Origin of the sequence: Embleya sp. NBC_00896, assembly GCF_045207785.1 — a bacterium.
In the GTDB taxonomy this organism is placed as follows: Bacteria; Actinomycetota; Actinomycetes; order Streptomycetales; family Streptomycetaceae; genus Embleya.
On the sequence record NZ_CP108776.1, the window covers coordinates 3,854,779 to 3,880,542 of the forward strand.

General features: G+C 72.7%; 24 protein-coding genes. 11 read left to right on the top strand and 13 right to left on the bottom strand.

Features of this window, described 5'->3' with window-relative positions:
• Positions 1–26 precede the first annotated feature (26 nt).
• The 4 genes from OG928_RS17485 to OG928_RS17500 all read left to right on the top strand — a co-directional run bounded on the left by OG928_RS17485 (position 27) and on the right by OG928_RS17500 (position 4,217).
• A complete protein-coding gene (locus OG928_RS17485; protein WP_406284670.1) occupies positions 27–1,115 on the top strand; it encodes an ATP-binding cassette domain-containing protein in 1,089 nt (362 codons plus the stop codon).
• Positions 1,112–1,957, top strand: coding sequence for an ABC transporter permease (locus tag OG928_RS17490; protein WP_406284673.1), 846 nt, complete (start codon positions 1,112–1,114; stop codon positions 1,955–1,957). The genes OG928_RS17485 and OG928_RS17490 overlap by 4 nt, the downstream gene beginning before the upstream one ends.
• 137 nt (positions 1,958–2,094) lie before the next feature.
• The gene (locus OG928_RS17495) at positions 2,095–2,598 is read left to right on the top strand and encodes a MarR family winged helix-turn-helix transcriptional regulator (protein WP_406284676.1); all 504 of its coding nucleotides are present in this window, start codon (positions 2,095–2,097) and stop codon (positions 2,596–2,598) included.
• A gap of 131 nt (positions 2,599–2,729) precedes the next feature.
• Positions 2,730–4,217 (top strand): MFS transporter, encoded by a 1,488-nt coding sequence (locus tag OG928_RS17500; RefSeq protein ID WP_406284678.1) that lies wholly within the window; start codon positions 2,730–2,732, stop codon positions 4,215–4,217.
• A gap of 94 nt (positions 4,218–4,311) precedes the next feature.
• Here the strand turns inward: OG928_RS17500 and OG928_RS17505 are convergent, their stop codons facing one another.
• The gene (locus tag OG928_RS17505) at positions 4,312–4,719 is read right to left on the bottom strand and encodes a winged helix-turn-helix transcriptional regulator (RefSeq protein ID WP_406284680.1); all 408 of its coding nucleotides are present in this window, start codon (positions 4,717–4,719) and stop codon (positions 4,312–4,314) included.
• Between the two features lie 66 nt (positions 4,720–4,785).
• Here OG928_RS17505 and OG928_RS17510 point away from each other — a divergent pair, with 66 nt between their 5' ends.
• Positions 4,786–5,763 carry an NADP-dependent oxidoreductase gene (locus OG928_RS17510; protein WP_406284682.1) on the top strand — a complete coding sequence of 326 codons (978 nt, stop codon included), beginning with the start codon at positions 4,786–4,788 and terminating at the stop codon, positions 5,761–5,763.
• Between the two features lie 174 nt (positions 5,764–5,937).
• Here the strand turns inward: OG928_RS17510 and OG928_RS17515 are convergent, their stop codons facing one another.
• The 7 genes from OG928_RS17515 to OG928_RS17545 all read right to left on the bottom strand — a co-directional run bounded on the left by OG928_RS17515 (position 5,938) and on the right by OG928_RS17545 (position 13,697).
• Positions 5,938–6,369: a hypothetical protein gene (locus OG928_RS17515; RefSeq protein ID WP_406284684.1), complete on the bottom strand. Its 432-nt coding sequence runs from the start codon at positions 6,367–6,369 to the stop codon at positions 5,938–5,940.
• Complete coding sequence (gene efeB / locus OG928_RS17520; protein WP_406291051.1) at positions 6,369–7,640, bottom strand: iron uptake transporter deferrochelatase/peroxidase subunit; 1,272 nt, start codon at positions 7,638–7,640, stop codon at positions 6,369–6,371. Before efeB ends, OG928_RS17515 begins: the two co-directional genes overlap by 1 nt.
• A gap of 1,082 nt (positions 7,641–8,722) precedes the next feature.
• Positions 8,723–10,501, bottom strand: coding sequence for a copper resistance CopC/CopD family protein (locus tag OG928_RS17525; protein WP_406284686.1), 1,779 nt, complete (start codon positions 10,499–10,501; stop codon positions 8,723–8,725).
• Positions 10,488–11,144, bottom strand: coding sequence for a copper chaperone PCu(A)C (locus OG928_RS17530; protein WP_406284689.1), 657 nt, complete (start codon positions 11,142–11,144; stop codon positions 10,488–10,490). The genes OG928_RS17525 and OG928_RS17530 overlap by 14 nt, the downstream gene beginning before the upstream one ends.
• Entirely contained in the window at positions 11,141–11,863 is a 723-nt protein-coding gene (locus tag OG928_RS17535; protein WP_406284692.1) for an SCO family protein, read from the bottom strand. The genes OG928_RS17530 and OG928_RS17535 overlap by 4 nt, the downstream gene beginning before the upstream one ends.
• A gap of 212 nt (positions 11,864–12,075) precedes the next feature.
• Positions 12,076–12,822, bottom strand: coding sequence for a YcnI family protein (locus OG928_RS17540; protein ID WP_406284695.1), 747 nt, complete (start codon positions 12,820–12,822; stop codon positions 12,076–12,078).
• A 128-nt stretch (positions 12,823–12,950) separates the two neighbouring features.
• Positions 12,951–13,697: a hypothetical protein gene (locus OG928_RS17545; RefSeq protein ID WP_406284698.1), complete on the bottom strand. Its 747-nt coding sequence runs from the start codon at positions 13,695–13,697 to the stop codon at positions 12,951–12,953.
• Between the two features lie 233 nt (positions 13,698–13,930).
• Here OG928_RS17545 and OG928_RS17550 point away from each other — a divergent pair, with 233 nt between their 5' ends.
• Complete coding sequence (locus OG928_RS17550; RefSeq protein ID WP_406284701.1) at positions 13,931–14,365, top strand: ATP-binding protein; 435 nt, start codon at positions 13,931–13,933, stop codon at positions 14,363–14,365.
• Here the strand turns inward: OG928_RS17550 and OG928_RS17555 are convergent.
• Positions 14,362–14,979 (bottom strand): hypothetical protein, encoded by a 618-nt coding sequence (locus OG928_RS17555; RefSeq protein ID WP_406284703.1) that lies wholly within the window; start codon positions 14,977–14,979, stop codon positions 14,362–14,364. The two genes, OG928_RS17550 and OG928_RS17555, sit on opposite strands and share 4 nt — an antisense overlap.
• A 112-nt stretch (positions 14,980–15,091) precedes the next feature.
• Between OG928_RS17555 and OG928_RS17560 the strand changes: the two genes are divergently transcribed.
• From OG928_RS17560 to OG928_RS17570, 3 genes are all read left to right on the top strand, one after another.
• Complete coding sequence (locus OG928_RS17560; RefSeq protein ID WP_406284706.1) at positions 15,092–15,271, top strand: hypothetical protein; 180 nt, start codon at positions 15,092–15,094, stop codon at positions 15,269–15,271.
• A gap of 93 nt (positions 15,272–15,364) precedes the next feature.
• Positions 15,365–16,558 carry a nickel pincer cofactor biosynthesis protein LarC gene (gene larC, locus OG928_RS17565; RefSeq protein WP_406284708.1) on the top strand — a complete coding sequence of 398 codons (1,194 nt, stop codon included), beginning with the start codon at positions 15,365–15,367 and terminating at the stop codon, positions 16,556–16,558.
• Positions 16,559–16,639: 81 nt separating this feature from the next.
• The gene (locus tag OG928_RS17570) at positions 16,640–18,769 is read left to right on the top strand and encodes a hypothetical protein (protein WP_406284710.1); all 2,130 of its coding nucleotides are present in this window, start codon (positions 16,640–16,642) and stop codon (positions 18,767–18,769) included.
• Here the strand turns inward: OG928_RS17570 and OG928_RS17575 are convergent.
• Genes OG928_RS17575 through OG928_RS17585 form a run of 3 tightly spaced genes read right to left on the bottom strand, consistent with a single transcriptional unit; the run spans position 18,702 to position 20,987 of the window.
• Complete coding sequence (locus tag OG928_RS17575) at positions 18,702–20,177, bottom strand: hypothetical protein (protein ID WP_406284712.1); 1,476 nt, start codon at positions 20,175–20,177, stop codon at positions 18,702–18,704. The two genes, OG928_RS17570 and OG928_RS17575, sit on opposite strands and share 68 nt — an antisense overlap.
• Before the next feature lie 49 nt (positions 20,178–20,226).
• On the bottom strand, positions 20,227–20,610 hold the full coding sequence (locus OG928_RS17580; protein ID WP_406284714.1) for a hypothetical protein: 384 nt from the start codon (positions 20,608–20,610) through the stop codon (positions 20,227–20,229).
• Between the two features lie 29 nt (positions 20,611–20,639).
• Positions 20,640–20,987 carry a glycosyltransferase gene (locus OG928_RS17585; protein ID WP_406284716.1) on the bottom strand — a complete coding sequence of 116 codons (348 nt, stop codon included), beginning with the start codon at positions 20,985–20,987 and terminating at the stop codon, positions 20,640–20,642.
• Positions 20,988–21,480: 493 nt separating this feature from the next.
• On the opposite strand from OG928_RS17585, the gene OG928_RS17590 reads away from it, so the two are divergent.
• Complete coding sequence (locus OG928_RS17590) at positions 21,481–22,137, top strand: bifunctional DNA primase/polymerase (protein ID WP_406284719.1); 657 nt, start codon at positions 21,481–21,483, stop codon at positions 22,135–22,137.
• 182 nt (positions 22,138–22,319) lie between these two features.
• Positions 22,320–22,943, top strand: coding sequence for a hypothetical protein (locus OG928_RS17595; RefSeq protein ID WP_406284721.1), 624 nt, complete (start codon positions 22,320–22,322; stop codon positions 22,941–22,943).
• Between the two features lie 457 nt (positions 22,944–23,400).
• On the opposite strand, the gene OG928_RS17600 is transcribed toward OG928_RS17595, so the two are convergent.
• Positions 23,401–25,644, bottom strand: a complete 2,244-nt coding sequence (locus OG928_RS17600; RefSeq protein ID WP_406284723.1) for an MMPL family transporter — start codon at positions 25,642–25,644, stop codon at positions 23,401–23,403.
• Positions 25,645–25,764: the final 120 nt, after the last annotated feature.

A 25,764-nucleotide genomic window follows, 5' to 3' on the forward strand; every position in this document is an offset into this window, starting at 1 on the left:
GGTGTACCCAGTTTGGAGGGACGGACATGCGAACGACGAACGACGCGGTCCTCGCGGAGGGCCTGACCAAGCGCTACGGCGACACACACGCGCTCGACGACTTCGACCTGACGGTGCCTCGCGGCACGGTCCAGGGCCTGCTGGGGCCGAACGGCGCCGGCAAGACCACGGCGGTACGGATCCTGTCCACCCTGCTTCGGCCGGACGGCGGGCGGGCCCTGGTCGCGGGCCACGACGTGGTCCGCGAGGCGCGCCACGTCCGGCGGCGGATCGGCTTCGTCGGCCAATACGCCGCACTCGACGAGAGCGTCACCGGACGCCGGAACCTGACCCTGTTCGGCCGCCTCTTCCACCTGGACAAGCGGCACGCCGCCCGCCGGGCCGACGAGCTGCTGGAGCGGTTCTCCCTGACCGAGGCGGCCGACAAGGGCGTCAAGGAGTACAGCGGCGGCATGCGCCGGCGACTCGACCTGGCCGCGAGCATGATCCTCGCCCCGGAGGTGCTCTTCCTGGACGAGCCGACCACCGGACTCGACCCGCGTGGTCGCAACGAGGTGTGGGAGGCGGTGCGTTCGCTGATCGCGGGCGGGACGGCCGTGCTGTTGACGACCCAATACCTGGACGAGGCCGACAAGCTGGCGGACCGGATCGCGGTGATCGACCGCGGCCGCAAGATCGCCGACGACACGCCGGACCGGCTCAAGCGCGAGTTCGGCGGCGACCGGATCGAGGTCGTGGTCCGCGAGTCCGTCGACGTGCCGCGGGCGGTGCGCGTGGTGGCCGGCGTGGCCGTGGGCGGCGTCGAGCCGGTGGTCGCCGCCGAGGAGCGCCGGGTGACCGCCCCCGTCGACGACCGCGTCGCGGCGTTGACGCGGGTCGCGCGGGAGCTGCAGGACGACGGGATCGTGATCGAGGACATCGGCGTGCGGCAGCCGACCCTGGACGAGGTCTTCCTGCGCCTGACCGGACATCGCGCACACGAGACGGGACCGGAGGAGGAAAAGGACCGGGACCGGGTCGAGGACAAGGGTCGCGACAAGGGCGACCAGGACCCCGGCCGGGGTCACGGCACGGGCCACGACAAGGACCAGGACAAGGAGGTCGTGGCCAAGTGAGCGCGACGACGAGCCCCACGACGCAACCGGCACCGCCGTCGGAGCCGCCCGAGCGCCGGGTCTACTGGGCGATCGCGGACTGCCTGACCATCGTCCGCAACGAACTGGTCCACATCGCCCGCCAACCCTCGATCATCGCGTGGCAGTTGGGCTTCCCGATCGTGTCGGTGCTGCTGTTCGTGTACGTCTTCGGCAGCGCCATGGAGGTCGGCGGCGATGTCGACTACAAGGACTACGCGCTGCCCGGCATGTTCGCGATGACCATGGCCCAGGGGTTCATGAACACCGCGTCGGTGATGGCGATCACCAAGGAACTCGGCGTCATGGACCGCTACCGCTCGATGCCGATGGCGCCCTCGGCCGTGGTCAGCGGACGCGGGGTGGCCGACGTCGTCGGCGCGTGCGTCGACCTCGCGGTGCTGGCGGGGATCGCGCTCGCCGTCGGCTGGCGGCCCGACGGTACGCCCGCCGAGACCCTGGCGGCGTTCGCGCTGTTGATCCTGCTGCGGTTCGCGCTGACCTGGGTCGGGGTGTACCTCGGCCTGCTCGTGCGCAATCGGGAGGCCGCAGGCAGCCTGTTTGCCGTGGCCCTGCCCTTCGGGATGGTCTCCAGCGTCTTCACGCCGCCGTCGATGATGCCGGATTGGCTGGGCGCGGTGGCGATGTGGAATCCGGTCTCCTCCACCGCGACCGCGATCCGCGACCTGTTCGGCAATCCGGCTCCGCACGGCGGGAGTTGGATCGAGGAGCACGCGACGCAGATGGCCGTGGTCTGGCCGTTGATCGTGACCGCGGTGTTCCTGCCGATCGCGGTGCGGCGTTTTCGGGGGCTGAGCCGCTGAGCCGGCGGGCCGTCGACACCGGGCCGCCCCCGCCGGGACGGCCGCGTGGTGTCGGCGGCCCGCCGCGATCGACCTCTCACGTGAAGATCTACTTCAGAACAATCTATTGCCTTACCTAATTTTGTTACGCTGGACGCATGACCGCCGAGAGCCTGAACACCGAGAGCCTGACCCCCACGGCCCTGGACCTGACCGGCATGTTCGTGCACGCCGGGCACGTGATGACCACGCGCATGGCGGCCGCCCTCGCGGCGATCGACGTCACGCCGCGCAACTTCTGCGTCCTCGCGCACGCGATCGACCTGGACCTGACCCAGGCCCAGGTCGCCGAGCTGGCCGACCTGGACAAGACCACCATGGTCGTCACCATGGACGAACTGGAGAAGGCCGGTCTGGCCGAGCGGCGACCCGCGCCGACCGACCGGCGGGCCCGGATCATCGTGGTCACCGAGGCCGGCCGCGACCTGGTGCGGGCCGGGCGCGGGATCGTCGACGGTGTGCACGAGGAGGTGTTGGCCGTGCTGCCCGAGGACGAACGCGCGGTGTTCTCGTCGGCGATGCGACGGCTCGTCGGGGGCCTGCTCGCCAAGCCCGTCGAATCCGAGGCGACCGTGCGGCGGGCCCGCACGAGCAAGCGGTAGATCCGTACGAGACCGATCCATAGAAGATGAGTCTCTAAAAGAAGAGTCCGTAAGAGATCGTCTACAATAAAACTATCTGCTAATGTCTCTCTTGTTGGTCGGTCGTTCCGCCGGTCGGTCGTTCAGGGGAGATGAATCGCATGTCGCGCACGGTTGGATCCACGGACAGGTCACGCTGGTCGGCGCTCGCGGTGCTGTGTGCCGGGGTGCTGATGGTGGTCCTCGACGGCACGATCGTCACGGTGGCGCTGCCCGCCATCCAGAGCGATCTGGGCTTCTCGCAGTCGGGCCTGGCCTGGGTCGTGAACGCGTACGGGATCGCCTTCGGTGGTCTGCTGCTCCTGGCCGGCCGACTCGGCGACCTGATCGGGCGGCGCCGGATGTTCATCGGCGGGATGATCGTCTTCACCGTCGCGTCGCTGCTGTGCGGCGTGGCGACCGGGCCCGAACTGCTGATCGCCGCCCGGTTCCTGCAGGGCATCGGCGGCGCGATGTCGTCGGCGGTCGCGATCGGGATGATCGTCACGCTGTTCCCGGACCCCAAGGAGCGGGCCAAGGCGATCGGCGCGTTCAGCTTCGTCGGCGCGGCGGGTGCCTCGATCGGGCTCGTGCTCGGCGGTGTGCTCACCGAGGCGTTCAACTGGCACTGGATCTTCGTCGTCAACCTGCCCATCGGCGTCGCCGCCACCGCGCTCGCCTTCCGTCTCCTGGTCGCCGACCGCGGGCTCGGTCTCGAGGCGGGGGCGGACCTGTGGGGCGCGCTGATGATCACGTCCGGCCTGATGCTGCTCGTCTACACGATCGTCGAGGCGGACTCGTACGGCTGGGCGTCGGCGCACACGCTCGGTCTCGGCGCTCTGTCGCTGCTGCTGATCGCCGCGTTCGTGGGGCGTCAGGCCAAGGCCCGGACGCCGCTGCTGCCGCTGCGGGTGTTCCGGTCCCGGCAGGTGTCGGGGGCCAACGCGATCCAGATGCTGATGGTCGGCGCGCTGTTCGCCTTCCAGTTGATGATCGCGCTGTACCTGCAGCACGTGCTCGGGTACGGCGCCGCCAAGACCGGCTTCGCGATGGTGCCCTCGGCGATCGTGATCGGGATCATCACGCTCGGCTACTCGGCTCGGATCAACGCCCGCTTCGGCGAGCGCAACGTGGTGATCGCCGGGCTCGGACTGCTGCTGCTCGGGCTGCTGTTCCTGGCCCGGGTGCCGGCCGACGGCCACTACTTCACCGATGTGCTGCCCGCCATGCTGATGCCGGCCGGCTTCGGCCTGGCCATCCCGGCGCTCACCACGCTGGGCATGTCCGGTGCCACCGCCGAGGACGCCGGCGCGGTCGGCGGTCTGTTCAACACCACCCAGCAGGTCGGCGGCGCGCTCGGCCTCGCCGTCCTGAACACGCTGTCGAGCGCGAAGGCGGACACCCTGCTCGCCGAGGGCAGGTCCGGCGCCGAGGCGCTGACCGGCGGGTACAGCCTGGCCTTCGGGATCGGCGCGGGCCTGATCGCCGCCGCGATCGTGCTGACCCTGCTGGTGCTGCGCTCACCGAGGCGGGAATCCGTCCTGGTCGCCGAGGGCGAGTCGGCGGAGACCGCGGCCCGGACCGAACCGGTGGTGCACTGATCCGACCGCCGGCCCCGACGCCGGCACCACCGTTCCGGAAGCCCCTCGTCGCACCCGCGGCGAGGGGCTTCCGCACGACCGGCGCGACGCGTCGTCAGACCGGTGCGGGCCGGCTCGTCTCCCGCTCCGCGTAGGCGGCCTGCGCCGCCGCGATCGCGTCGATGTTGCTCTCGGACCACACGCGGATCTCCTCCATCAGGCCGCTGACGCTGTCGCCGAGTGTGGTCAGGGAGTACTCGACCTGCGGTGGGACGGTGGGGTAGACGGTTCGCCGGACCAGGCCGTTGCGTTCCAGGTCGCGCAGGGTCTGGGTGAGCATCTTCTTGGTGATGCCGTCGAGTCGGCGGCGCAACTCCGAGAAGCGCAGGGTGCCGGGGCGCAGGGAGCCGATGACCAGGGCCACCCACTTGTTCGCGATCAGGTCGAGTACGGCACGCGAGGCGCACGAGCTGAGGTAGGCGTCCGCGCCACCGAAGGGCCGCAGGTCGGGAGGGGTATGCATAAGGTACCCAGGTACCAGGAAGGTGCCTTCTTCACAACAGTGACCGTGGCGTCGATGCTTGCCCGCATGACGACGAACATCGCTGTGAACGCCACGAAGAACACGACGACCACCATGCGGACGGTGCACCAGGACGCGCTCGGCGGCCCCGAGGTGCTCCGCGTGATCGAGGCCCCCAGGCCCGCGCCAGGACCCGGCGAGGTACTCGTCGAAGTGCGCGCCGCGGGGGTCAACCCCATCGACTGGAAGATCCGCGCCGGCGGCATGTGGCTGACCCCGCCGTTCACGCTCGGGTGGGACGTGTCCGGCGTGGTCGCCGGGGTCGGACCGGGCGTCGAGCGCTTCGCGGTCGGCGACGAGGTGTACGGCATTCCCGGCTTCCCGCAACTCTCCGGGGGTTACGCGGAGTACGTCGTCGCCGCCGAGGCGTCCTTCGCGCCGAAGCCGGCCACGCTCGACCATGTGCGGGCCGCCGCGCTCCCGGTGTCGGCGTCCGTCGCGTGGCAGGCGCTGGTCGAGGCCGCGCGGGTGGGGTCCGGCGATCGGGTACTGATCCACGCGGCGGCGGGCGGCGTCGGTCACCTGGCGGTACAGATCGCCAAGTCCCGGGGCGCGTACGTGATCGGGACCGCGAGCGCGGCCAAGCACGCGCTGCTGCGCGAGCTGGGCGTCGACGAGGTGGTGGACTACGCGAGCACCGACTTCGGCACGGCGGTCCGTGACGTCGACGTCGTGCTCGACCTGATCGGCGGGGACTACGAGGATCGTTCGCTGGCGACCCTGCGACCGGGCGGCGTGCTGGTGAACATCACCAACCCGCCCGCGGCGGAGGCGACCGCGGCCAAGGCGGCGGCGGCCGGCGTCCGCGGCCTCACGGTCGACCTGGACCCCACCCCGGAGCGACTCGCGCTGATCGCCGCAGCGGTGGACGCGGGCGACCTCCGCCCGATCGTCGCCCGGACGTTCCCGCTGGCCGAGGTCGCGAAGGCGCACGAACTGGGCGAGGCGAACCGCACGATCGGCAAGATCGTCCTGACCCCGTGAGCGGGGAGACGGCACGACCCGGCGGCCCGTAGCCTCGCATGACCGACCGGGTGCCCAACCCGAGACACGGGCCCGGAATGGGTAACGCCCGACGTGCCGCCCGGGAACCGTCCGTGGGCCCGCCCACGGCCCGGTCCGGCCCGCCCCCCGCCCGGACCGGCCCGGGCGCACCGCTCAGTCGGTGATCTCGATCGTGCCCGCCATCCCGGTGCCCACGTGGTACATGCAGTTGAAGGTGTACGAGCCCGGCTTGCCGAAACTCAGCTTGATGTCCTGGGACGTGCCGCCCGCGGACGGCGCGACCGGCGCGCCGCCCGGCAGGATCATCTGGTGCGGGGTGATCCCGGTGTCCGCGAGCGTGATCACCAGCGGGCCGGTCCTGGCCCGGATCACCGACGGCGAGAAGCGCAGCTTGTCGTCCACCCGCAACTCGATCCGCTGCACGCCGTCCGCGCCCTCGACCGCGACGCCCTCCGACGCCGCGGCGGTCGCCTCGGCCTCGCTCATGTACGAACCGGGACCGCCTTCCGCGCCCCAACTCCCGCATCCCGCCAGCAGGAACGGCAGGGTCACCGCCCCGGCCAACCAACGACGCCGCCCGAGCATCAGCCCTCCAACAGGGATTGGCCGACGTACCCGCCCCGCGCGCACCCCGGCGGGATCACGAACATCGCGCTCGCCTCGTGCCGCAGGAACGGCGACAGCGCGTCGCCGCGGGCCAGCTTGCGCTGGATCGGCACGAAGCCGTCGTCGGGGTCGTGCTGCCACGCGACGAACAGCAGGCCGGCGTCCGGCGCGCCGTCCGAGCCGAAGCCGTCGTGGTAGGAGTAGCCGCGCCGCAGCATGCTCGAACCGCGGTTGAACTCCGGCGCCGCGACGCGCACATGGGCGTTCGCGCCGATCACCAACTCGCCGTCGGGGCCGCGCTTGCCGAAGTCGGCGGCGCTGTGCTCGCCGCCGCCGCTCAGCGGTGCCCCGGTGTCCTTGGAGCGGCCGATCACCCGCTCCTGGTGGGCCTTGTCGATGCCGTCCCACGCGTCGAGCAGCATCCGGATCCGACGGAAGACCACGTACGTGCCGCCGGTGAGCCACTGTTGCTCGGGGCTCGGGGCCGCCGCCTCGGTGACGAAGATCTTCTCGTCGAACTTCGGGTCGGATTCCTTCGGGTTGTTGGTGCCGTCGATCTGGCCCATCAGGTTTCGATGCGTCATCGGCTTGGCCGTGGCGCCCGGCGAGCGGGCGAATCCGTTCATCTGCCAGCGGATCCGGGCCACCCCCTTGGCGAGCTTCTGTAGCGTGCGGACCGCACCGAACGTGACCAGGCCGTCGTCCGCGCAGATCTGGGTGAACAGGTCGCCGTCGCTGCGGGCCGGGTCCAGCGCGTCGTCCGGGAACGGCGGGAGCGGCTTGAGCGCCGCCGGCCGCCGCGCGGCCAATCCGAGCTTGTCGAACAGCGTCCCGCCGAACCCGAACGTCACGGTCAGCGAACACGGCCCCGCGTCCGCCGCGACCTGGTCGTCCCCGTCCACCGGGTGACCCTGCGTCAGCCGCGCGGCGGTGTCCGACCAGCGCCGCATCAGCGCCGCGACCGCGGCCCGGTCGGCACCCGGTTCGAGATCCCAGCCGAGCAGCACGGCCTTGGCCTGGGCCGGCGTGGTGATGCCGGCCTGGTGCCTGCCGAAGAACGGCACGGTGGTCGCGCCGACGTGGGTCAGCGCGGTACCGCCGCCGTCGCCGGACTCGCCCGCGAACGCGACCGCGCCGCCGGCCGCGCCGACCACCAGGCCGCCCGCTCCGGCGGCACCCGCCACACCGACGAATCGGCGACGCGAGACGGCCGAGTGATCGGTCGCCCGATCGGAGGCTTCAGGACTCATCACAACTTCCCTCGCAGGTTCTTCCGCGGCGTCCACACCGTCCGCCGCCACACGCGGCCCCCGCCGCACCACCACGACCAGCGCGAGCGCCGCGCCGATCCCCGCGCCCAACACGAGCACGGTCAACGCCCGGTCCAGGACCAGGCCGCCCACGAACGGCGACGACGACCGCCACAGCACCGGCAGGTCGTACCCCGCGACCCGAAGCGCCAGCACCCCCAGCGCGGGCGCGGCCAACCACGCGCCGCCGACCCGGCCGCGGACCAGCAGCACCGCGCCCGCGAACGCCACGACACAGGACAGCAGTTGCAGCAGGTTCCCGGCGAAGAACGCGCCCGCCCGGGCGCCGAAGCCGCCGGCCCGGGCCGCCGCCACGAGCGCCAGGTGCAGCACGCTCGCCCCCGCGACCACGCCCGCCAGCACCCCGTACACGGGCAGCGCGCGACGGAACACCGGCCGCAGCCACACCGCCCCGAAGACCAGGATCGCGAGCCCGGCGGATCCCACGATGCCGGGCCACGGACTGGGCCCCGGCTTCCAGGTCAGCTCGCCGGTCGCCGCCAGCTCCCGGTCGCCGAGACGCATCGGGACCGTCCACGACTGGACCTTGTGGGTCCGGTCCGGTTCCGCCATCACCCGTGGTGGCAGCCGCTGTTGGACGATCCAGTGCACGCGCTGGTCGTACCAGCGCGCGACCGGCTCGGTCGAGATCCGGTGCCACTGCGGGGCGCCGGTCGGCCGCAGGTTCGACTTCTCGTCGACCGAGCCCCAGCGCTCGCTGCTCAACTGCACGGCGGGGGACTGACGGTTCTCGAACACCCCGTCCCGGCCGATCCGCAGGAACGGCTCGCTCATGTAGCCGAGCACGATCACCTCCTGCGGACCCGAGTTGCGCACCTCCACGCGCGCACCGTTCTCGATCACCCGCACCGTCAGGCCGGGGGCGAGCGCCGACGGCGACGTCATCACGGTGTGGAAGTTGCTCGGACCCTGGCCCGACAACTCCTGCGCGTACGCGCTGCCCGCGGGGGCGAGGCAGGCCACCACCCCGACGAACAGCAGCAAGAGGCGGCGTACGTGCCTCACTTGACCTCCACGGGCACCGGCACGGTGATGCGGTCGACATCGGAGGTACGGATCGAGAACGACAGCTCCCAGCGGCCCGCCATCGGCAGCGGCAGGTCCCCGAACCAGTGGCCCGGCCCCGCCCGATGGACCGGTACGTCCGCGCCGTCGATCCCCTTGCCCGGCAGGGCCATCGAGACCGTCAGCTCCTCGACCTCGCGGATCTGCCCGATCGGGTCCGCGAAGTAGATGTGCAGCTCGTTCGGGCCGACCCGGGCCGGGTCGACGGTGACGTCCAGCCTGCCCTTGCCCGCCGTGCCGCCCGCGTCGAACGGGACGCTGCGGCTGACCGGTCCCGCCGCCGCGGCCTGCTTGCGCTCGTGCGCGGTGCGGCCCGGCTCGGTATCGGTGAGCACGGTCGTCACGCCGAGCACCGCGATCGCCAGCGCGGCCTCGATCGCGACCGCCTTGCGCAGCACGGCCCACTTCGGCTTCGCGGTCGCGCCGAGCTGCCGCGCCAGCCACCGCCGGGCGACCCAGGCGCCGGCCAGCATGAGCAGCACGAGGTCGACCTTGAAGACCAGGAGCAGGCCGAACGTCGTGTCGAACAGCGCGCCGAAGGAGCCCACCTGGCGCCAGGCCGCGTACAGGCCGGTCGCGACCAGCAGCGTCACCGACGTGAACGCGGTCTTCGAGAAGATCCGTACCGCCGGTACGTCCAAGGCCGCCTCCGGCGCCGGATCGCCGGGCCGCACGATCAGCGCGACCACGATCGCCAGCCCACCCAGCCAGCCCGCCATCGCGAGCATGTGCAGCGTGTCCGCGGTGATCGCCAGCGGCACCTGACGACCCACCGACGCGTGGTCGGCGATCGGCCAGGTGACCGCGATCGCGGCCATCAGCGCGACCCACGCGCCGGCCAGGATCCGCCGGGTCCGCGTCGACGCGTGCGCGAGCGTGGCGACCAGCCACCCCAGCAGCGCGCCGGCGGCGCCGAGCAGCAGCACCCGCGCCGAGATCGCCTTGCCGAGCCGGGTGTCCAGGGTCGCGCGCAGCACGTCCGCGTCGAAGGCGGAGGTGAGGCCCAGCCCCGAGGCGTTCGGGCCGTGCAGCATCAACACCGCGAGCGAGGACACCAACAGGCCGCCCCACGCGCCCGAGAGCAGCAGCCAGACCCGGAAGCGGGACACCGCGGCGGGGCGCGCGATCAGCAGGAACAGCACCGCGCCGCCGAGCACGGCGAAGGTCAGGTAGGCGGCCCCGCTCGCGGCCCGTTCCAGGACGTCGGCCGCGGTCGAACCCTGGTCGGTCAGGTCGGAGACCCGCACGCCGCCGGAGGCCTGCCCGATGTTGAACGTGAACGCACCGGAGATCGGGTGCGAGTCGGCCGAGACCGCGCGCCACGCGACCGTGAACGTGCCGGTCGGCAGGCCGCCGCGAAGCGGCGTGACGACGCTCGTGTCGCCGTCGGGGCCGTGCTTGCTCTGGTTGGTGTCGACCCGCTTGCCGTCCGGGTCGAACACCTTGACGCCGCCGAGCCCGATCTCGACGCCCTCGCTGAACTTCAGCGTGACCGTCGCGGGTGCGACCGAGAGCGTCGAGTTCGAGGCCGGGTTGGACGACTGCAGGACGGCGTGCGCCGACGCGGCCCCCGCGCCGCCGAGCACGAGCGCGGCGAGCAGCAGGGGCAGCGCGAGCAACCAGGCGAGCGCGCGGCGACCGCCCCCGCCCCCGGCACGCACCGGGGACGAGGGCGGGGCCGGGGCCGGCCGGGCCGCCGGGTCAGTGACCCGCATGGCCCGAGTGGTCTTCCGCGGGCGCGCCCGCCGTCGAGGCACCGCCGGCCGTGGTACTCGCCGCCGGAGCACCCGCCGTCGCGGAACCCGCGGCCGGCGTGTCGCCCGGTCGTTCGGTCACCCCGAGCACGGGCACCTGCACGGTGATCGGCCCCGAGCGCTGGAAGGTGAGCGTGAGCGGCACGGTGTCGCCCTTCCGCACGGCCGTCGTCGGATTCATGAACATGATGTGGTTGCCCCCACGCGCCAGCACACCCTTGCCGTGGGCGGGCACGTCCAGGCCCTCCACGTGTTGCATCGAGTTGCCACTGGTCCGATGCAGCATCACCTCGCCGGACAGCGGGCTGGCCACCGAGAGCAGCCGGTCGGCGGTGTCGCCGTCGTTCTGCACGATCAGATAGCCCGCCGCGACGTCCGTCGAGGAGGGCTGCGGGATGTAGGGGTCGACGATCCGCAGCAGCGGGGCGCCCTTCGCGGCGCCGGCGTTCGTCGGGGCCGCGGGGCTGCCGGCCCGATCGGCGGCGGAGGCCTTGTTCGAGTTCCCGGAATCGGAACAGGCCACCAGCACGCCGCCGATCCCGAGTGCCAACACGCCGCCGACGGCGAGCGGAACGGCCTTGCGGGGGAGGGGGAAGAGCTTCACTTCTTGGCGTCCTCAGGGTGGATCAGCAGCGGCAGGTCATGGGCGAAGTCGTCGGTCGAGTTCCCGTTCGGCATGCCGTCGGGGTTCAAACCGCTGCTCGCGCTGTACATGACCGGCCCCTCGTTGTTGGGGGCGAAGGCGATCACCTGCGTGCCGTGGGTGCTCACGACCTTGCCGTCCGGTCCCGTCGTCGGCGGCTCGATCGAGACCCCGACCTGCCGTGCGGCGGCCTGGATCTTCTCGAACGGGCCGGTCAGGCCGATGAACGACTTGTCGAGCGAGTCGAGCCACTCGCGCAGGGCCGCCTGGGTGTCCCGCTCCGGGTCGGTCGTCACGAAGACCACGTCGACGGTCGCGCGGTCCTTGGCCGGGAGCTTGGTGAGCGCGCGCACGATGTCCCCCATGACCGTCGGGCACGCGTCCGGGCAGTGCGTGTACCCGAAGTACAACAGCGTCGTGCGCCCGGCCGTCTTCGCCCGGAAGTCGTACGGCTGTCCCGACGTGTCGGTGAGGGTCAGGTCCGGCTTGGTCCACGGCGGGTCGACGGCGATGCCCTTGTAGATGGACTTCTGCTCGCGCACCTTGGCCGGCGCGCCGCCGCCGGACCCGTCCGAGTCGGTGCTGCATCCCGTGGCCACCAGCAGCCCCGCCGCGGCCAGCGCGGCGAGGCGGAGGCCGGTGCGACGGACCCGACCGGGGGACTGCGTTGCGTTGCTCATCGTTCTCCAGGTCTTTCTTGCCGAAAGGCTCGTGCGTGAGGCTCGTGCTCGAAGCTCGTGCGTGAGGCTCGTGCGGGCGAGAGGGCTCGGGACGCTCGGGTCGGTGGCTCCCGGCCGATGGCGTGAACCGGGATCCACGCCATCGGCCGGGGCCGAGGAGTTCGCGCCAAGAGCCCGTACCGAGACCTCGGCCCGAAGGGGGAGCACGACGATCAGGCGGACGTGCCCCGACGCGACGCGCGCAGGACGCCGAACACACCCGCGCCCAGACCCAGGACACCGACGACGATGCCGACCACGCCGAGCGTGCGCGCGGTCGAGTCGCTGTCGTCCGCGGTCGTCGCGGAGACCGTGGCCTTGTTGTCGGTCGTCGCGGGGGCGCCCGTGGCGGCGGCCGGCTTCGTCTCGCCGCCCTTCGGGACGAGCTTGAGCGTCGGCGCCGGGTACTGCGCCTCCTTGCCGTCCGCGCCCGGGACGTCGATCCAGCGCACGACCTCGCCGCTGTCGTAGGTCTGGACGGCCTTGAAGACGAGCTTGTCGGTGTCGGTCGGCAGCTTGCCCATCGACACCTCGAAGTCCTCGAACGTGCCGGGGTTCACCCGGGTGCCAACGTCGGCGGTCCAGGTGATCTTCGAGACGACCTCGGTGAGCGGCTTGCCGTGGTTGTCGATCGGCGTGGCGAGCTTGGTCTTCTCCACCGTCGCCTTCCAGCCCGGCATCGCGCGGGTCTGCACCGACGTGAGCGGCTTGTCGGCGGGCAGGGTCACCTCGAGCTTGGTCGTGCCCGCGTCGTCGCGCTCGTTGGGGACGCGGAAGGAGACCTTGGAGTACGAGCCCTGCTCGGCGGTGCCCGGCTGCACGCTCACGTGCGCCGACGCGGAGCCGGCGAGGACGAGGACGCCGGCACCGGCCGCGGCGGCAAGCACGGAGAGTCGGCGACGCGCGTTGGTCATGGTCATGGGGTGTCTGCTCCACGGGGGATGCGTCCGCGGGCGCACAGGGATGCGCCGCGGTACGGAACGGAACGGCGGGAGGCGGATGCACGCCTGTCACCCCCGATCCGGATACGACACCGGGAACGACGGGATCAGCAGGCGAGCGCGTACTCCGCCGGCGGTCCGCGCCGGGTCACCGCGTGCCGCAGCAGCGTCTGATGTGTCGTCAGGTCCGGCTCCGCGCCGGTGCGCCGGACCCCGCCCGGCGTCTCGACGACCGGGACCGGGCCGTACAGGACCGCGAGCACCACCCGCAGGGGTGCCGCGGCGAGAGCGATCAGCGCGAACAGCGCCGCCTCGCCGCGCCGCAGCCACCACCCGGTCAGCCCGGCCGCCGCGAGGTGCGCGCACAACATTCCGGCGCCGCCGTCGAAGAGCATCGGACCCGAGCCGTGCAGGTGGTGGTGTCCGGACGGCGCGTTCTGCGCGAACCGCGTCGGATCCACCCGAGCGTTGCGCACGATCTCCTCGGGCGACCAGCCGGCCGGCAGCAGGATGTGCCCGGCGGAGTCGCGCGGACCGCACAGGAATCGGTCGATCAGGCCGCCGGCTCCCGAGGACCCGGAGGCGCCCGAAGCGGCGGGCACCGCGGCCGCGGCGGCCCACGAGAACAGGGTGTGCAGCCCGAGCTGGCCCACCGCGAGGAGGGCGGTGATCGACCCGAGCGAACGCTGCCGACCCGCTCCCGCGAAGGCCGCGACGAAGACCGCGCCGAAACCGGCCGCGGGCGCCCACAGGGGCAGCGGCTCGGTGGACATCCAGGCGTGGCCGCATGCCGCGAGCGCGGCGCAGACCGCCGCGAACACGGCGGCGCGCACAGCGCGGAGAGGTACGGACACGGCCTGCATGACGCCCCATCGTCTCATCGCGGGGTGGCCCCTCTTCCCCGGGGCCGGGATTCGCCGGCCCCGGGACCGAGGAGCCCCGATGCGCCGAATGAATCGTCTTTACGGTGTATTGACGACCGATCACGGGATGTGCGCATACAGGGACCAACCGGCGGCAATAAAACCAGGTGTGATCCGCCGGACCCAGCCGGACTCCGAGTGAAGTCGAAAGGCCGCTCATGGACATGAGGTGGACTGTCCACCTGCCCCGGGAGTCGGCGAGTGTGCCGATGGCGCGCAGGCTGCTGGTCGGTGCGATGGAGACGGCGGGGGTCGACCGCGAGATCGCGATGGAGATCGGCCTGGCCCTGTCCGAGGCGTGCGCGAACGTCGTGGAGCACGCGCGCGGCGGGTCGCACACCGAGTACCAGATCCGGGCGGGCATCACCGGTGACTGCTGCCGGGTGGAGATCATCGACGGCGGCCCCGGCTTTCCGGTGGAGCGCCTGCGCGGGGTCGCCACGGTGGCCGGACCGGGCGCGGAGAACGGGCGCGGGCTGATGCTGATCCGGGCGATGACCGATCACGTCCAGCTGAGCAACCATCCGCGGCGCGGCGCGGTGCTGCGCTTCGAGAAGACGCTGCGGTGGCGCGAGGACGCGCTGGTCTCGGTCTCCTAGCCACCTGTCCGCCCTTGGCCCGCACCCCTGGCCCGCAGCTGTCTGTGGTCGCCCTCGAGGGCGCCGACGCGGGTGGGGCCGGCGGAGCCGGGGTTACGATCGGCCGAGTGGACCGGTCCGAGGTACGGGAATTGCTCGATCGTGTGGCCGCCGGCGAGGCGGGCGTGGACGAAGCGCTCGCGCATCTCGTTCGCGGGCCGACGGCGGGCTTCGCCGACCTGGGCTTCGCGCGCGTGGACACCCATCGGGCGCTGCGCACCGGTGACCCCGAAGTGGTCTTCGCGGCCGGCAAGACCCCGGACCAGACCGTCGCGCTCTTTCGCCGACTCCGCGAATCGGGCGGTCGTCCCGCGCTCGCGACCCGGGCCTCGGCCGCCGTCGTGGCCGCGGTGTACGCGGCCTTCCCGGGCGAGGCGTACACCGACGACAGCGGCACGTGCGTCGCGGTGGGCGCGCCGCCCGCCCCGCGCGGTCTGGTGCGCGTGGTGGCGGCGGGCACCTCGGACGCGGCGGTCGCGGGCGAGGCCGCGTTCACCGCGCGCCTGTTCGGTGCCGACGTCGAGCGGATCGACGACGTGGGCGTGGCCGGCATCCACCGGCTGCTCGCGGTGCACGCCGAACTCGACTCCGCCGACTGCCTGATCGTGGTCGCGGGCATGGAGGGCGCGCTGCCCAGCGTCGTGGCCGGGCTCGTGTCGGTGCCGGTGCTCGCGGTGCCGACGAAGCGTGGGCTACGGCGCCTCGTTCGGCGGGCTCGCGGCGCTGCTGGCGATGCTCAATTCGTGTGCGCCCGGGGTCGCGGTGTGCAATATCGACAACGGTTTCGGGGCCGGCGTGTTCGCGGCCAGGGTGGCGCGGGCGGCGCGCGGTCGGACCGGCGAAGCCCCGGAACCAAGCGGGCACTGAAGCGGAAGAAGGCGGTCTCTTTCGGTCGCTTTGCCGTTTTCCCGGCGGGAGCCCATTCCGGCTGCGACAGTGGCCGGAACAGGAGGTATCCGCTTGGCAACCGCATGGTTTCAATGCCAGGCCGGTGCGAGCGGCGACATGCTGCTCGGGGCCCTGCTCGACGCCGGCGCCCCGCTGGAGGCCGTCCAGCAAGCCGTCGACGCGGTGGGCGTCGAGCCGATTCTGATCACCGCCGAGCCAACCGATCGACACGGGATCGGTGCCACCCACGCCAAGGTCAAGACCGCGCACAGCCACGTGCACCGCACCTGGGGCGACGTGCGCGACCTGCTCGACCGGGCCGACCTGGCCGAACCCGTCCACGCCCGCGCGCACGACGTGTTCGGCCGGCTCGCGCACGCCGAGGCCCGCGCGCACCGGTGCTCGCCGGAGGAGGTGCACTTCCACGAGGTCGGCGCCCTCGACGCGATCGCCGACGTGGTCGGCACCTGCACCGCGCTGCACGCGCTCGGGATCGTGGACGCGGTCGGCTCGCCGGTCGCGCTCGGCAACGGCAGCGTCCGGGCCGCGCACGGCATGCTCCCGGTGCCCGCGCCCGCGGTCCTGGAACTCATGCGGGCCGCCGCCGCCCCGGTGTACGCGGGCCCGGCGCCGTACGAGATGTGCACGCCGACCGGCGCCGCGCTGCTGACCTCCGTGTGCGGGACCTGGGGGCCGATGCCGGCGCTGCGGATCACCGCCGACGGGACCGGGGCGGGCACCCGCCGGGTCGACGAGGTGCCCAACATCCTGCGGGTCGTGCTCGGCGAGCGCTATACCGCGGGCGAGCCGCCCGCGCCGACCGGCGAGGTGCTGATCGAGACCAACGTGGACGACCTCGACCCGCGCCTGTGGCCGGCGGTGCTGAACAAGCTGCTCGCGCTCGGCGCCGGCGACGCGTGGCTGGTCCCGATCCTGATGAAGAAGGGCCGGCCCGCGCACACGCTGTGCGTGCTGGTCCCGGCCGACCGGGTGGACGCCGCGCTGCACACCGTGTTCCTGGAGACCTCGACGATAGGGGCGCGGATCGTGGCCGTCGCGAAGCGGGCCCTGGAGCGCGAGTTCGACACCGTGCGGGTCGAGGGCCTGCCGGTCCGGGTCAAGACCGCGCTGTTCGAGGGCAGGGTGGTCAACGCACAGCCGGAGTACGAGGACGTGGCCGCGGTGGCCGAGTCGCTCGGGCGTCCGGTGAAGGTGGTGATGGGGGCGGCGACGGCGGCGGCGTACGCGGCGGGCCTGACGCCCTGAGCGTGGCGGCCGGCGCAGGCGCATAGCCTGGGGCGATCATCCGTCCCCGTGTATGCCGCGTATGTCGAGGAGCAGGCACCCGTGATCGCTCGTCCCCTCCGGTTGCTGCTCGCCGTGCTCGCGGCGGTGATCACGCTGTCGGCCGTGCCCGCACCCGCCTCGGCCACACCCGCCCGCACGGCCGCCACCGAGCACGTCGTACTCCTCGGGATCCCGGGGCTGACCTGGGACGACATCGATCCCCGGGGCACTCCGGCGCTGGCCGGGCTGAGCGCACACGCGACCTCGGCCGCGATGTCGGTGCGGACCGTGCACCCGCGCGCGTGCCCCGTCGACGGCTGGCTCACCACGGGCGCCGGCGCCCGCTCGACCGACGAGCGCACCAGCGCGAAGAGCGGTGAGCCGTGCGCGGCGCCCGTGCCGCCGGTGATCGCCGCGGACGGATCGGCGAGCGTGCCGGACATGCGCGCGATCGTCGAGCGCAACGAGAAGTTCGGGTACAACCCGCGGTTCGGGCAACTCGCGGCCTCGGTCGCGGACGCCGGGCGCGCGGTGACCGCGGTCGGCCCCGGCGCGGCCTACGCGAGCGCCGACGCCTCCGGGCGCGTGCGGGCCGCGTACGTGCCGGACCCGGCCGCCGTGGACACCGCGCTGATCGAGCGCTCGGCGCTGACCCTGGTCGACCTCGGCGGCCTGACCGGGCCCGGCGTCGACCGCGCGGAACGGCTGCGGGTGGTGGACGCGCAGGTCGCCCGGATCGCCGCCGCGCTGCCGCCGCGCACCCAGCTCGTGGTGGCCGGCCTCGCCGACGACACCGGCACCCCGCACCTGCGCGCGCTGCTGGTGAGCGGGCCCGGCACCAAGGCCGGCGCCCGCTTCGAGTCCGGCTACCTGACCGCGACCTCGACCCGCAACGACGGCCTGGTCCAGCTCACCGATCTCACCCCGAGCCTGCTCGCGCCGCTGGGCATCGACGCGCCGAGCGCGCTGGTCGGCGCGGTGTACACCCGCGTCGGCGGCCCGTCCGGGACGGCCGCGGTCGAGGAACTGCGGCTGTTCGACGCGGGCGCGCAGGCGTCCCGCACGGTGCGCGAGGTCTGGTACTTCTTCACCTGGCTCACGCTGCTGCCGATCGTCCTGGCGGGCCTCGCGCTGTGGCTCGCGATCCGGTTCGGGCGGACCGGGAGGACCCGGGCGCGGGGCATGGTGATAACCGGCGCGACCCGCGTCGGCGTGCTCTTCGGGGCCGTTCCCGGCGGGTCGTTCCTGGTCGGGCTCGTGCCCTGGGAGCGGGCCGGCGACCCCGCGTGGACGCTGCTCGGGCTGACCGCCGCGTTCTCGGCCGCGCTCGCGGCGATCGCGCTCCTGGGTCCGTGGCGCGGGCATCCGTACGGCCCGGCCGGTGTGGTCGCGGCGGCGACCGCGGTGATCCTGGCCGGTGACGTGATGGTCGGCTCGCCGCTTCAGCTCAACACCCTGTTCGGGCTCTCCCCGCTGATCGCGGGCCGGTTCTACGGCTTCGGCAACGTCGCGTGGACGATCTTCGCGATGGCGGTCCTGCTCGCGGTCGCGTGGCCGACCGGCCGGCTGATCCTGGCGAACCGGCGCCGCGCGGCGATCACCGTGCTCTCGGCGGTCGGCGCGCTCGCGGTCGTGGCCGACGGGTGGCCCGCCTTCGGCAGCGACTTCGGCGGCGTGCTCGCGCTGATCCCCGGGCTGGCGATCCTGGGCCTGCTGCTGACCGGCACGCGCGTCTCGTGGGCCAAGGTCGGCCTGGTCGGGCTCGGCGCGGTCGTGGTGATCGGCGCGATCGCCGTGCTCGACTGGCTGCGCCCGGCGGCCGATCGCTCGCACCTGGGCCGGTTCGTCCAGGAGATCGTCGACGGTGACGCGGGCGACACACTGCACCGCAAGATGATGGGCAACCTGCACTCGTTCACCACGCCGTTCACGCTGATCATCCCGGTCGTGTTCGTGCTCCTCATCCTCGCCGTGCGCAACCCCGAGAAGTGGCGATCGCCGTCCCTGGCCCGGTCGTTCGAGGCCGTGCCGTGGTTCCGCTCGACGCTGGTCGCGTGCTGGCTGACCGCGGTGGTCGGCTACGCGGTGAACGACTCCGGCATCCAGATCCCGGCGGTCGCGCTCACGATCGCGGCGCCGCTGGCGATCGCCGTGATCGCGGCCGCGGAGGCCCGCCCAGTCGCCGACTGACCAGCACGACGGCGACCAGGATCGCCGCGCCCGCCCACGGGCCGACGGTCCCGCGCAGGGTGCGCTGGAAGGTGTCCACGGCGTCGGGCAGCGGGACCACCCGGCCCGGGACGTACGCGCACACCAGCAGCGTGCTGCGGGCGAGCAGCAGCGGGTCCAGCGCGGAGGGCGCGAGCAGCACCAGTGGCGCCCACGCGGCCACGTCGTACCAGGGCAGGCTGTACGGCGTCGTCACCAGCCACGCGAGGGTGAGCAGGGCGGCCGCCGCGGCGCTGTCGCGCAGTACGTGGTCCATCGCCGCGGGTCGCGCCCGGGCGGCCGTCCGCGCGAGCAGCCAGGCCACGAGCCCGGTCAGGATCCAGCCCAGCAGGCCGATCAGCGAGCGTGCGGTGTCGTGCCCGAAGAGCGACTCCATCGGCCCCAGCACCAGCCGCAGCGGCACCGCGAGCGAGACCAGTCTGGTGTTCTCGCGCATCTGGTCGAACGCGCCGAAGCCGACCGGCAGATAGGTCGCGATCCCGACCGCGAGCGCCGAACCGACCAGCGCGGCGAGCGCGCGCGGGCGCCCGCGCAGACCCCACGCCAGGGCCAGGACGTACAGCCCCAGCGAGATCTTGGCCGCGCAGGCCAGCCCGACCAGGACGCCGGCGAGCGCGGGGGAGCGGCGGACCGCCACCAGCGCGGCCACCGCGAACGCCAGTGCGAACGCGTCCAGATGCCCGGCGTTGACGGCCACGAACAGCAGCAGCGGGTTGAGCGACCACAGGATCGCCACCCGGGCCCGGGCGGCCCGATCCGGCCCGGCCGCGCGCTGCAACAGCAGTCCGGTCAGCACGAACGCGGCCGCGCCGAGCAGGGTGAGCACGAGCACGATGGTGTGCACCGACGTGCCGCCGATCCGGGCCGCGAGCCACTCCTCGGCGGTCGCGACCGGCCCGTACACGGACGGGATGTCGGTCCACGGCGCCTCGACCGCCGCCCCGACCGGGTCCCCGTCCCGCACCAGCGTCGCCGCGGTGTCCCGGTAGGGGTCGCCCCCGGTCGCCGCCAGCCGCCCGTAGGCGGCGTACACGAGGTGGTCGGCCGAACCCATCGGCGGCACGCACACCACCGCCAGTGCGGCCACCGCGCCGGCGATGGTGAGCCGGCCCGGATCCGGCGCCCACCCGCGCGCCAGGGCGCGCAGCGCGAGCCAGAGCCCGCCCGCGCCGACCAGCGCCGCGGTCAGCAGCAGCCCGGTCACGAGCCCGGCGGCGGGGTGCGTGTCGAAGCGGTACGGCGGCAGCCACGACGGACCGCCCGGGATCGGCGGTTGCGCGGCCGAGGGCCCGAGCAGCCCGGTGAGCACGATCAGGCCGATCGCGACCCCGAGCAGCCCGAGCGCGATTCGCCCAAACGGATGTTCCACGTGAAACATCGAGGTCCGACGGTCCGCCACCGGTGGTCCCGACACCGGGTCAGCCACGGCCGCGGAGCGCCCCGGGCAACGCCCCGGCCGCCCCGCGCTCGGCCAACGCCCTGGCCACGTGCGCGTACTGGCGGGCCCGGTGCCGCTGCGCGGCGAAGTCCTTGCCGGTCACCCGGTGGTGCAGCTCGACCTCGACCTCCTCGACCACGAAGCCCTGGCGGACCAGGTCGATGGTCAGCCCGGTCTCGACGCCGAATCCGGCGGCCAGCGGCAGCGCCGCCTCGAACGCCTCGCGGGTCAGGCAGCGCTGGCCGGAAAGCGGCTGCGTCGCGGTGAACCCGGACGCGCGCGCGATCCCGTCCCGCGCGGCGCGCACGACGAATCCGTGCCCGCCGCCGGCCCGCAGCTGCGGCGGCAGCACCGCGATCGTCATCGCCGCGGCCCCGGCCCGGACCGGGGCGATCAGGGCGCGCCGGCGGCGGCCGTCCGCTCCAGGTCGGCGTCCAGGAACAGCAGGTGGCGGGGCCGGGAGCGGCCCTCGCGCACGTCCACCGCGGCGACCACCGCGGCACCGGTCTCCATCGCACCGGCCTTGCCGCGATTGCGGCCGTGCCGCGCGACCACGGCCCCGGCCGCCCGGGCCAGCCCCGCGGTGTCGTCGGTGGACCCGTCGTCGACCACCACCACGAGGTCCACGCCCGCGATCGAGCGGGCCGCCTCGACCGTGGCCGAGACGCGTTGTTCCTCGTCGTGTGCCGGGATCACCACGGCCGTATCGCCGGCCGGTGTGCCGGTCGTGTGCTCCGCCATGGCGTGATCCTACGAGCCGCCGCGCGCGCCGGGCGTTTCCACCCGTACTGCCCAACGCTCCGGCGCGGCGGCGTGAAGGTCCGGAGAGTTGGGGGTACAACGGAGGGGAGAGCCACATCGCGGGAGTGTTCTCGGACCCTGTGATCACGGTCTCGTGACATCTGCGGAACCTCCGAGGGCCGGCCGTTCGTCGTCCTCGGTGAACGGTGTTGGATCAGAACCGTGCTGGATCAGGCGAATGCTGGACCAGGCAGAGACCAACCAGACCCAACCGCAGCGCAAACCGCAGCATTGGATGGCACAAGGTCCGCTCGGGAGCCCCCATCTCCCGCCTAGGCTCGATTCGCGAGTGCACCACCTGTACGGGGCGCCGTAATTCGCCACCCCTGCGCCACCTCGCGCCATGTGCCGCCAAGAGGGCCCCTCATGGTCGGCTGCGGAGTACCTGAGTATCACGCATAGTGCTTCCACGTTCACGGAAAGGAACGAGCGCATGCTGCGCGAGATCCTCGGAAGACGACGGAGGGAACGCACCGCACTGCTGTCGGCCGTGCTGACGTGTGCGAGATGGCGCTGGCCCGTGGTTCCCGGCATCGGATACGACCGCTGGTCGGGCGTATGTCGTTGCGGTGCCACCGATTGCCGCGTGCCGGGCGCCCATCCGGGTGAACCTCCCCTGCTCGCGGCCACATGTGACGAGCGAATGGCGCGCTGGTGGTGGCAACAGTCACCGGACGCGTCCGTGATCCTGGCGACCGGTGGACGGGTGGCGGCACTCAGCGTGCCGTCCGAGGCCGGCGCCCGCTCCTTGGACCAACTCGCCCGGCTCGGTGTGCGCACCGGTCCGGTCGTCGCCGCACCGGGGCGCTACGCGTTCCTGGTCGAGCCGTACGAGTTCGGCGAACTGGGTGAGTTGCTGGACCGGTACGGACTGGACCGGTACGGCATGGTGCCCTCGACCCTGCGCTTTCACGGCGACGGCGGCTATCTCGCGCTGCCGCCGTCGCGGGTGCAGGGCGGGCTGTTGCGTTGGGCCAGGCCACCGGCACCCTCCGGGGATCCGACGGCCGGCGGGCCGTGGTTGCCGGCCGTCGCCGATCTGGTCCGCACGCTGGTGGACACGTGCCGGCACGCGGAGCCCAGGGCCTGATCGAAAGCGCGCCGTCACGCGGTGGAGTGATCGTTGTGGCGTAACCGCAACATGTGGTGATCGCTGCACGTCGTGGCGGCGCGATAGGCTCTGCGCGTCGATCATTTCGGCCCCGTTCCGCATCCGAACCCCGCCCTTCGGGGAGCGTGCGGAAGGGGGCCTTTCGCCCGCCGGGAGACACCATGCAGCGCCCACGCACGGGTCACATTCGTACGGTGGCCCTGGGCGGGGTCGTGGGCCTGTGCCTCGTCGTTCCGCTGGCCGCCGCGTCCGCCGACTCGGCGGGCCCGGACAAGGGCAGGCACACCGTCGACGCCGGAGCGATCACGCGCCCGGGCGAGGACAAGTCCGCCGATTTCGGCAACGGCATCGCCGACGGCGACCGCTCCGGCTCGACCGGCCTGCTGGAGCTGATCGGCGGCAAGCCCACCGCGAAACCCTCGGCCAAGCCCTCGACTTCGTCCGCCCCCACGGTGCAGAGCGTGTGCGGCAAGGCGATCGAGGGCCCCAAGGGCATCCGGGCACAGACCTGCGTCGAGCGGGACGGCTCGGAGGTGTGGGGCCGGGTCTACTACCGCAACCCCACGCCCGACCCGATGCTGCTCGTGATGAGCGTGCTGCAGCCGGGCGGCAACACGCTCCGGGTGACGTGCACGGTCGCCGCGAAGGACACCGAGGGCCGCTGCGAGAGCCCGCGGGTGCGTGCGCCGCAGGGCGTCGACGGCTGGTCCGCGGTCGCCGAACTGGCGTCCCAGGACGGCCGGACCAAGCTGCTGCGCTCGGGGTCGACCACGGCCCAGCGCTGATCCGCACGACCCTCGCGGGTCCCGCGAAGCGCCGGTACAACGGTTCGGGAAACGTCCGGAAATGCCGTGGTGCGGACCGCGCGACAAGACCCGAAAAACTCTTGGTCGGGTTCCGGAAAAGCCGTGAAAAAGGCCCCGGGAAAGTGAAAGGCCCGGCCGCTGAAGACGGGGGATGCATCAGCGGCCGAGCTGGATCAACGGTAACAACAAGCCGCCGGATCTCCAATCCGGGGCATGCTATCGACCGTTCATGACCGATCCCGCACGCCCAATGACGGGCGTGCGGGCGGTTTTTGTTTGCCGATTCAGGGTGAACCGACCATGCGCATCGCTGACCTGCGGGGGCGCCCGCCGAATGGTCTGACCAGCGGAAATGCCTTCCGGTGGTGTTCGCCGGCCGGCAGCATTTCTGCCGGCCGCGGCGTCGGCCGAGCACCGGGCGGCGCCCCCCGATCCCCTACAGGCTGGGCGTCAGGACCTTCTCCGCGGTGTCCCCGGTGGTGCCGGGCGTGGCGGTGGCGGGCCGCTCGGGCGGGTCCACCGCCAGGTGCGGCAGCCGCTTGTCGAGCCACGCGGGCAGCCACCAGTTGGCGCGTCCGAGGATGTGCATCACGGCGGGGACGAGCAGCATGCGCAGGATGAACGCGTCCAGCGCGACCGCGCCCGCCAGGCCGAGACCGGCCATCATCGCGCCGCGGTCGCCGCTGAGGACGAACGAGCTGAACACGAAGATCATGATGAGCGCGGCCGAGTTGATCACGCGCCCGGTCCCGGCCTGGCCCACGCGTACCGCACGAGCGTTGTCGCGGGTGTGCAGCCATTCCTCGTGCATGCGGCTGACCAGGAAGACCTGGTAGTCCATCGAGAGCCCGAACAGCAGCGGCAGCATGATCACCGGCAGGAAGGAGATGATCGGCCCCTCCTTGCCCAGCCCCAGCAGGTCCATGCCCCAGCCCCACTGGAAGATCGCGACCAGCATGCCGAACGACGCGCACGCCGCGATCAGGTTCATCAGCGCGGCGGTCAGCGGCACCAGCAGGCTGCGGAACGCGACCAGCATGAGCAGCGCGCCCAGCCCCACGATGAGGGCGATGAAGCCCGGCATCCGATCGCCGACCACGGCGGCGAAGTCCTTCTGCATCGCGGTCTCGCCGCCGATGTGCACCTTCAGGGTGCTGCCCTTCGCGGCGGCGGGGACGGTCTTGTCGCGCAACGTGTCGATCAGCTTGTCGGTGGCCTCGGCCTGCGGGGACGTCGCGGGCACGACCTGCACGGCCCGCGTGCCGGCGGCGAGGCCGCGGGCGTCGGCGGGCACCGGCGCTTCGACGACGCGCACGACACCGGGGGTGCGGCGTACGTCGGCGATCAGCGTGTCCAGCGCCTGCCGGTCCTGCGGACCGTTGAGCTCGGCGACCATGAGCAGCGGGCCGTTGAAGCCGGGGCCGAAGCCCTCGGCGAGCATGTCGTACGCCTGCCGGACGGTCTGCGAAGTCGGCTGGTTGCCTTGGTCGTTGGCGCCCAGGCGGAGCGAGAGGGCCGGGAACGACAGCGCCGCCATGACGGCCAGCGCGACGAGGCCGAGGACTCGGGGCCGGCGTTGCACCAGGCTCGCCCAGCGCATGGCGGTGCGCCCGGCCTCCTCGGACTGTGGGGCGACGGTGCCGCCGGCGGACTTCGCGGCCGGTTCCCGGCGTTCGCGGCGGCTGAGCGCGCGCGTGCCGAGGAGACCGAGCAGCGCCGGCAGCAGGGTGGCGGACGCGAGCACGCTGAGCACCACGACGAGTGTGGTGCTGATCGCGATTCCGTCGAACAGGGTGATGTCGACGGTGAACAGCGCGAGCAGCGCGACGCACACCGTGCCGCCCGCGAACACGACGGCCCGGCCGGAGGTGTCCAGTGCCCGTACCGCGGCCTCTTCGGGGGTGAGGCCGGCCTTGAGGCCGTTGCGATGCCGCGTCACGATGAACAGGGCGTAGTCGATGCCCACGCCGAGCCCGATCAGACTGCCCAGCAGCGTCGCGGTCTCGGGGATGTCGGTGACGTGGCTGAGCAGGATGACCGTCGCGATTCCGGTGCCGACCGCGAACACCCCGCTGACCAGCGGGAGCAGCATCGCGAACAGCGATCCGAAGGCGAGGAAGAGGATGACGCCCGCCGCGACGACGCCCACGGCCTCGGCGAGCCCGGCCGGGGGTTCCTGGGCGGCCTCGATCGCGGGTCCGCCGAGTTCGACGCGCAGCCCGGGCGCGCGCGCTTCCTCGGCGCGCTCGATCAGGTGCTCGAGATCCTTGGTGTCCAGCTCGAACTGCTGCTTGACGAAGGTCACCTGGGCGAACGCGATGTGTCCGTCGGCGCTGACCTGCGCGGCACCTTCCGGGTCGTACGGGCCGACCACGCGGCCGACGTCGGGCATGCCCGCGATGTCGGCGAGCAGCGCGGTCATGCGGTCGCGTACCGCGGGGTCGTGCACGGTGCCGTGCTCGGTCCGCCACACGACGTTGTCCACATCACCGGCCGTGTCGGGGAAGGCCTTCTGCAGGCGCTCGTACGCGGTCGACGACTCGGTCCCGGGAATCTTGAACACGTTGGAGTACGCACTGCCCGCCACCACGCTCGCCGCGACGCTTCCGAACAGCGCAACCACCCATAGCAGGAGCACCGTCAACCGGTGATTGAGACACCATCGCGCCCAGGCCGCCATAGCCGTTTCCTTCCTCGTGCGGGCCTCGCGGCCCGGTCGTGCGTCCTCAGCCAGATTCGGTCGGTGCGGGGGCGGTACGGCGGGCGGCCGGCGGACTCACAGGAAGCTCACAACCAGTCC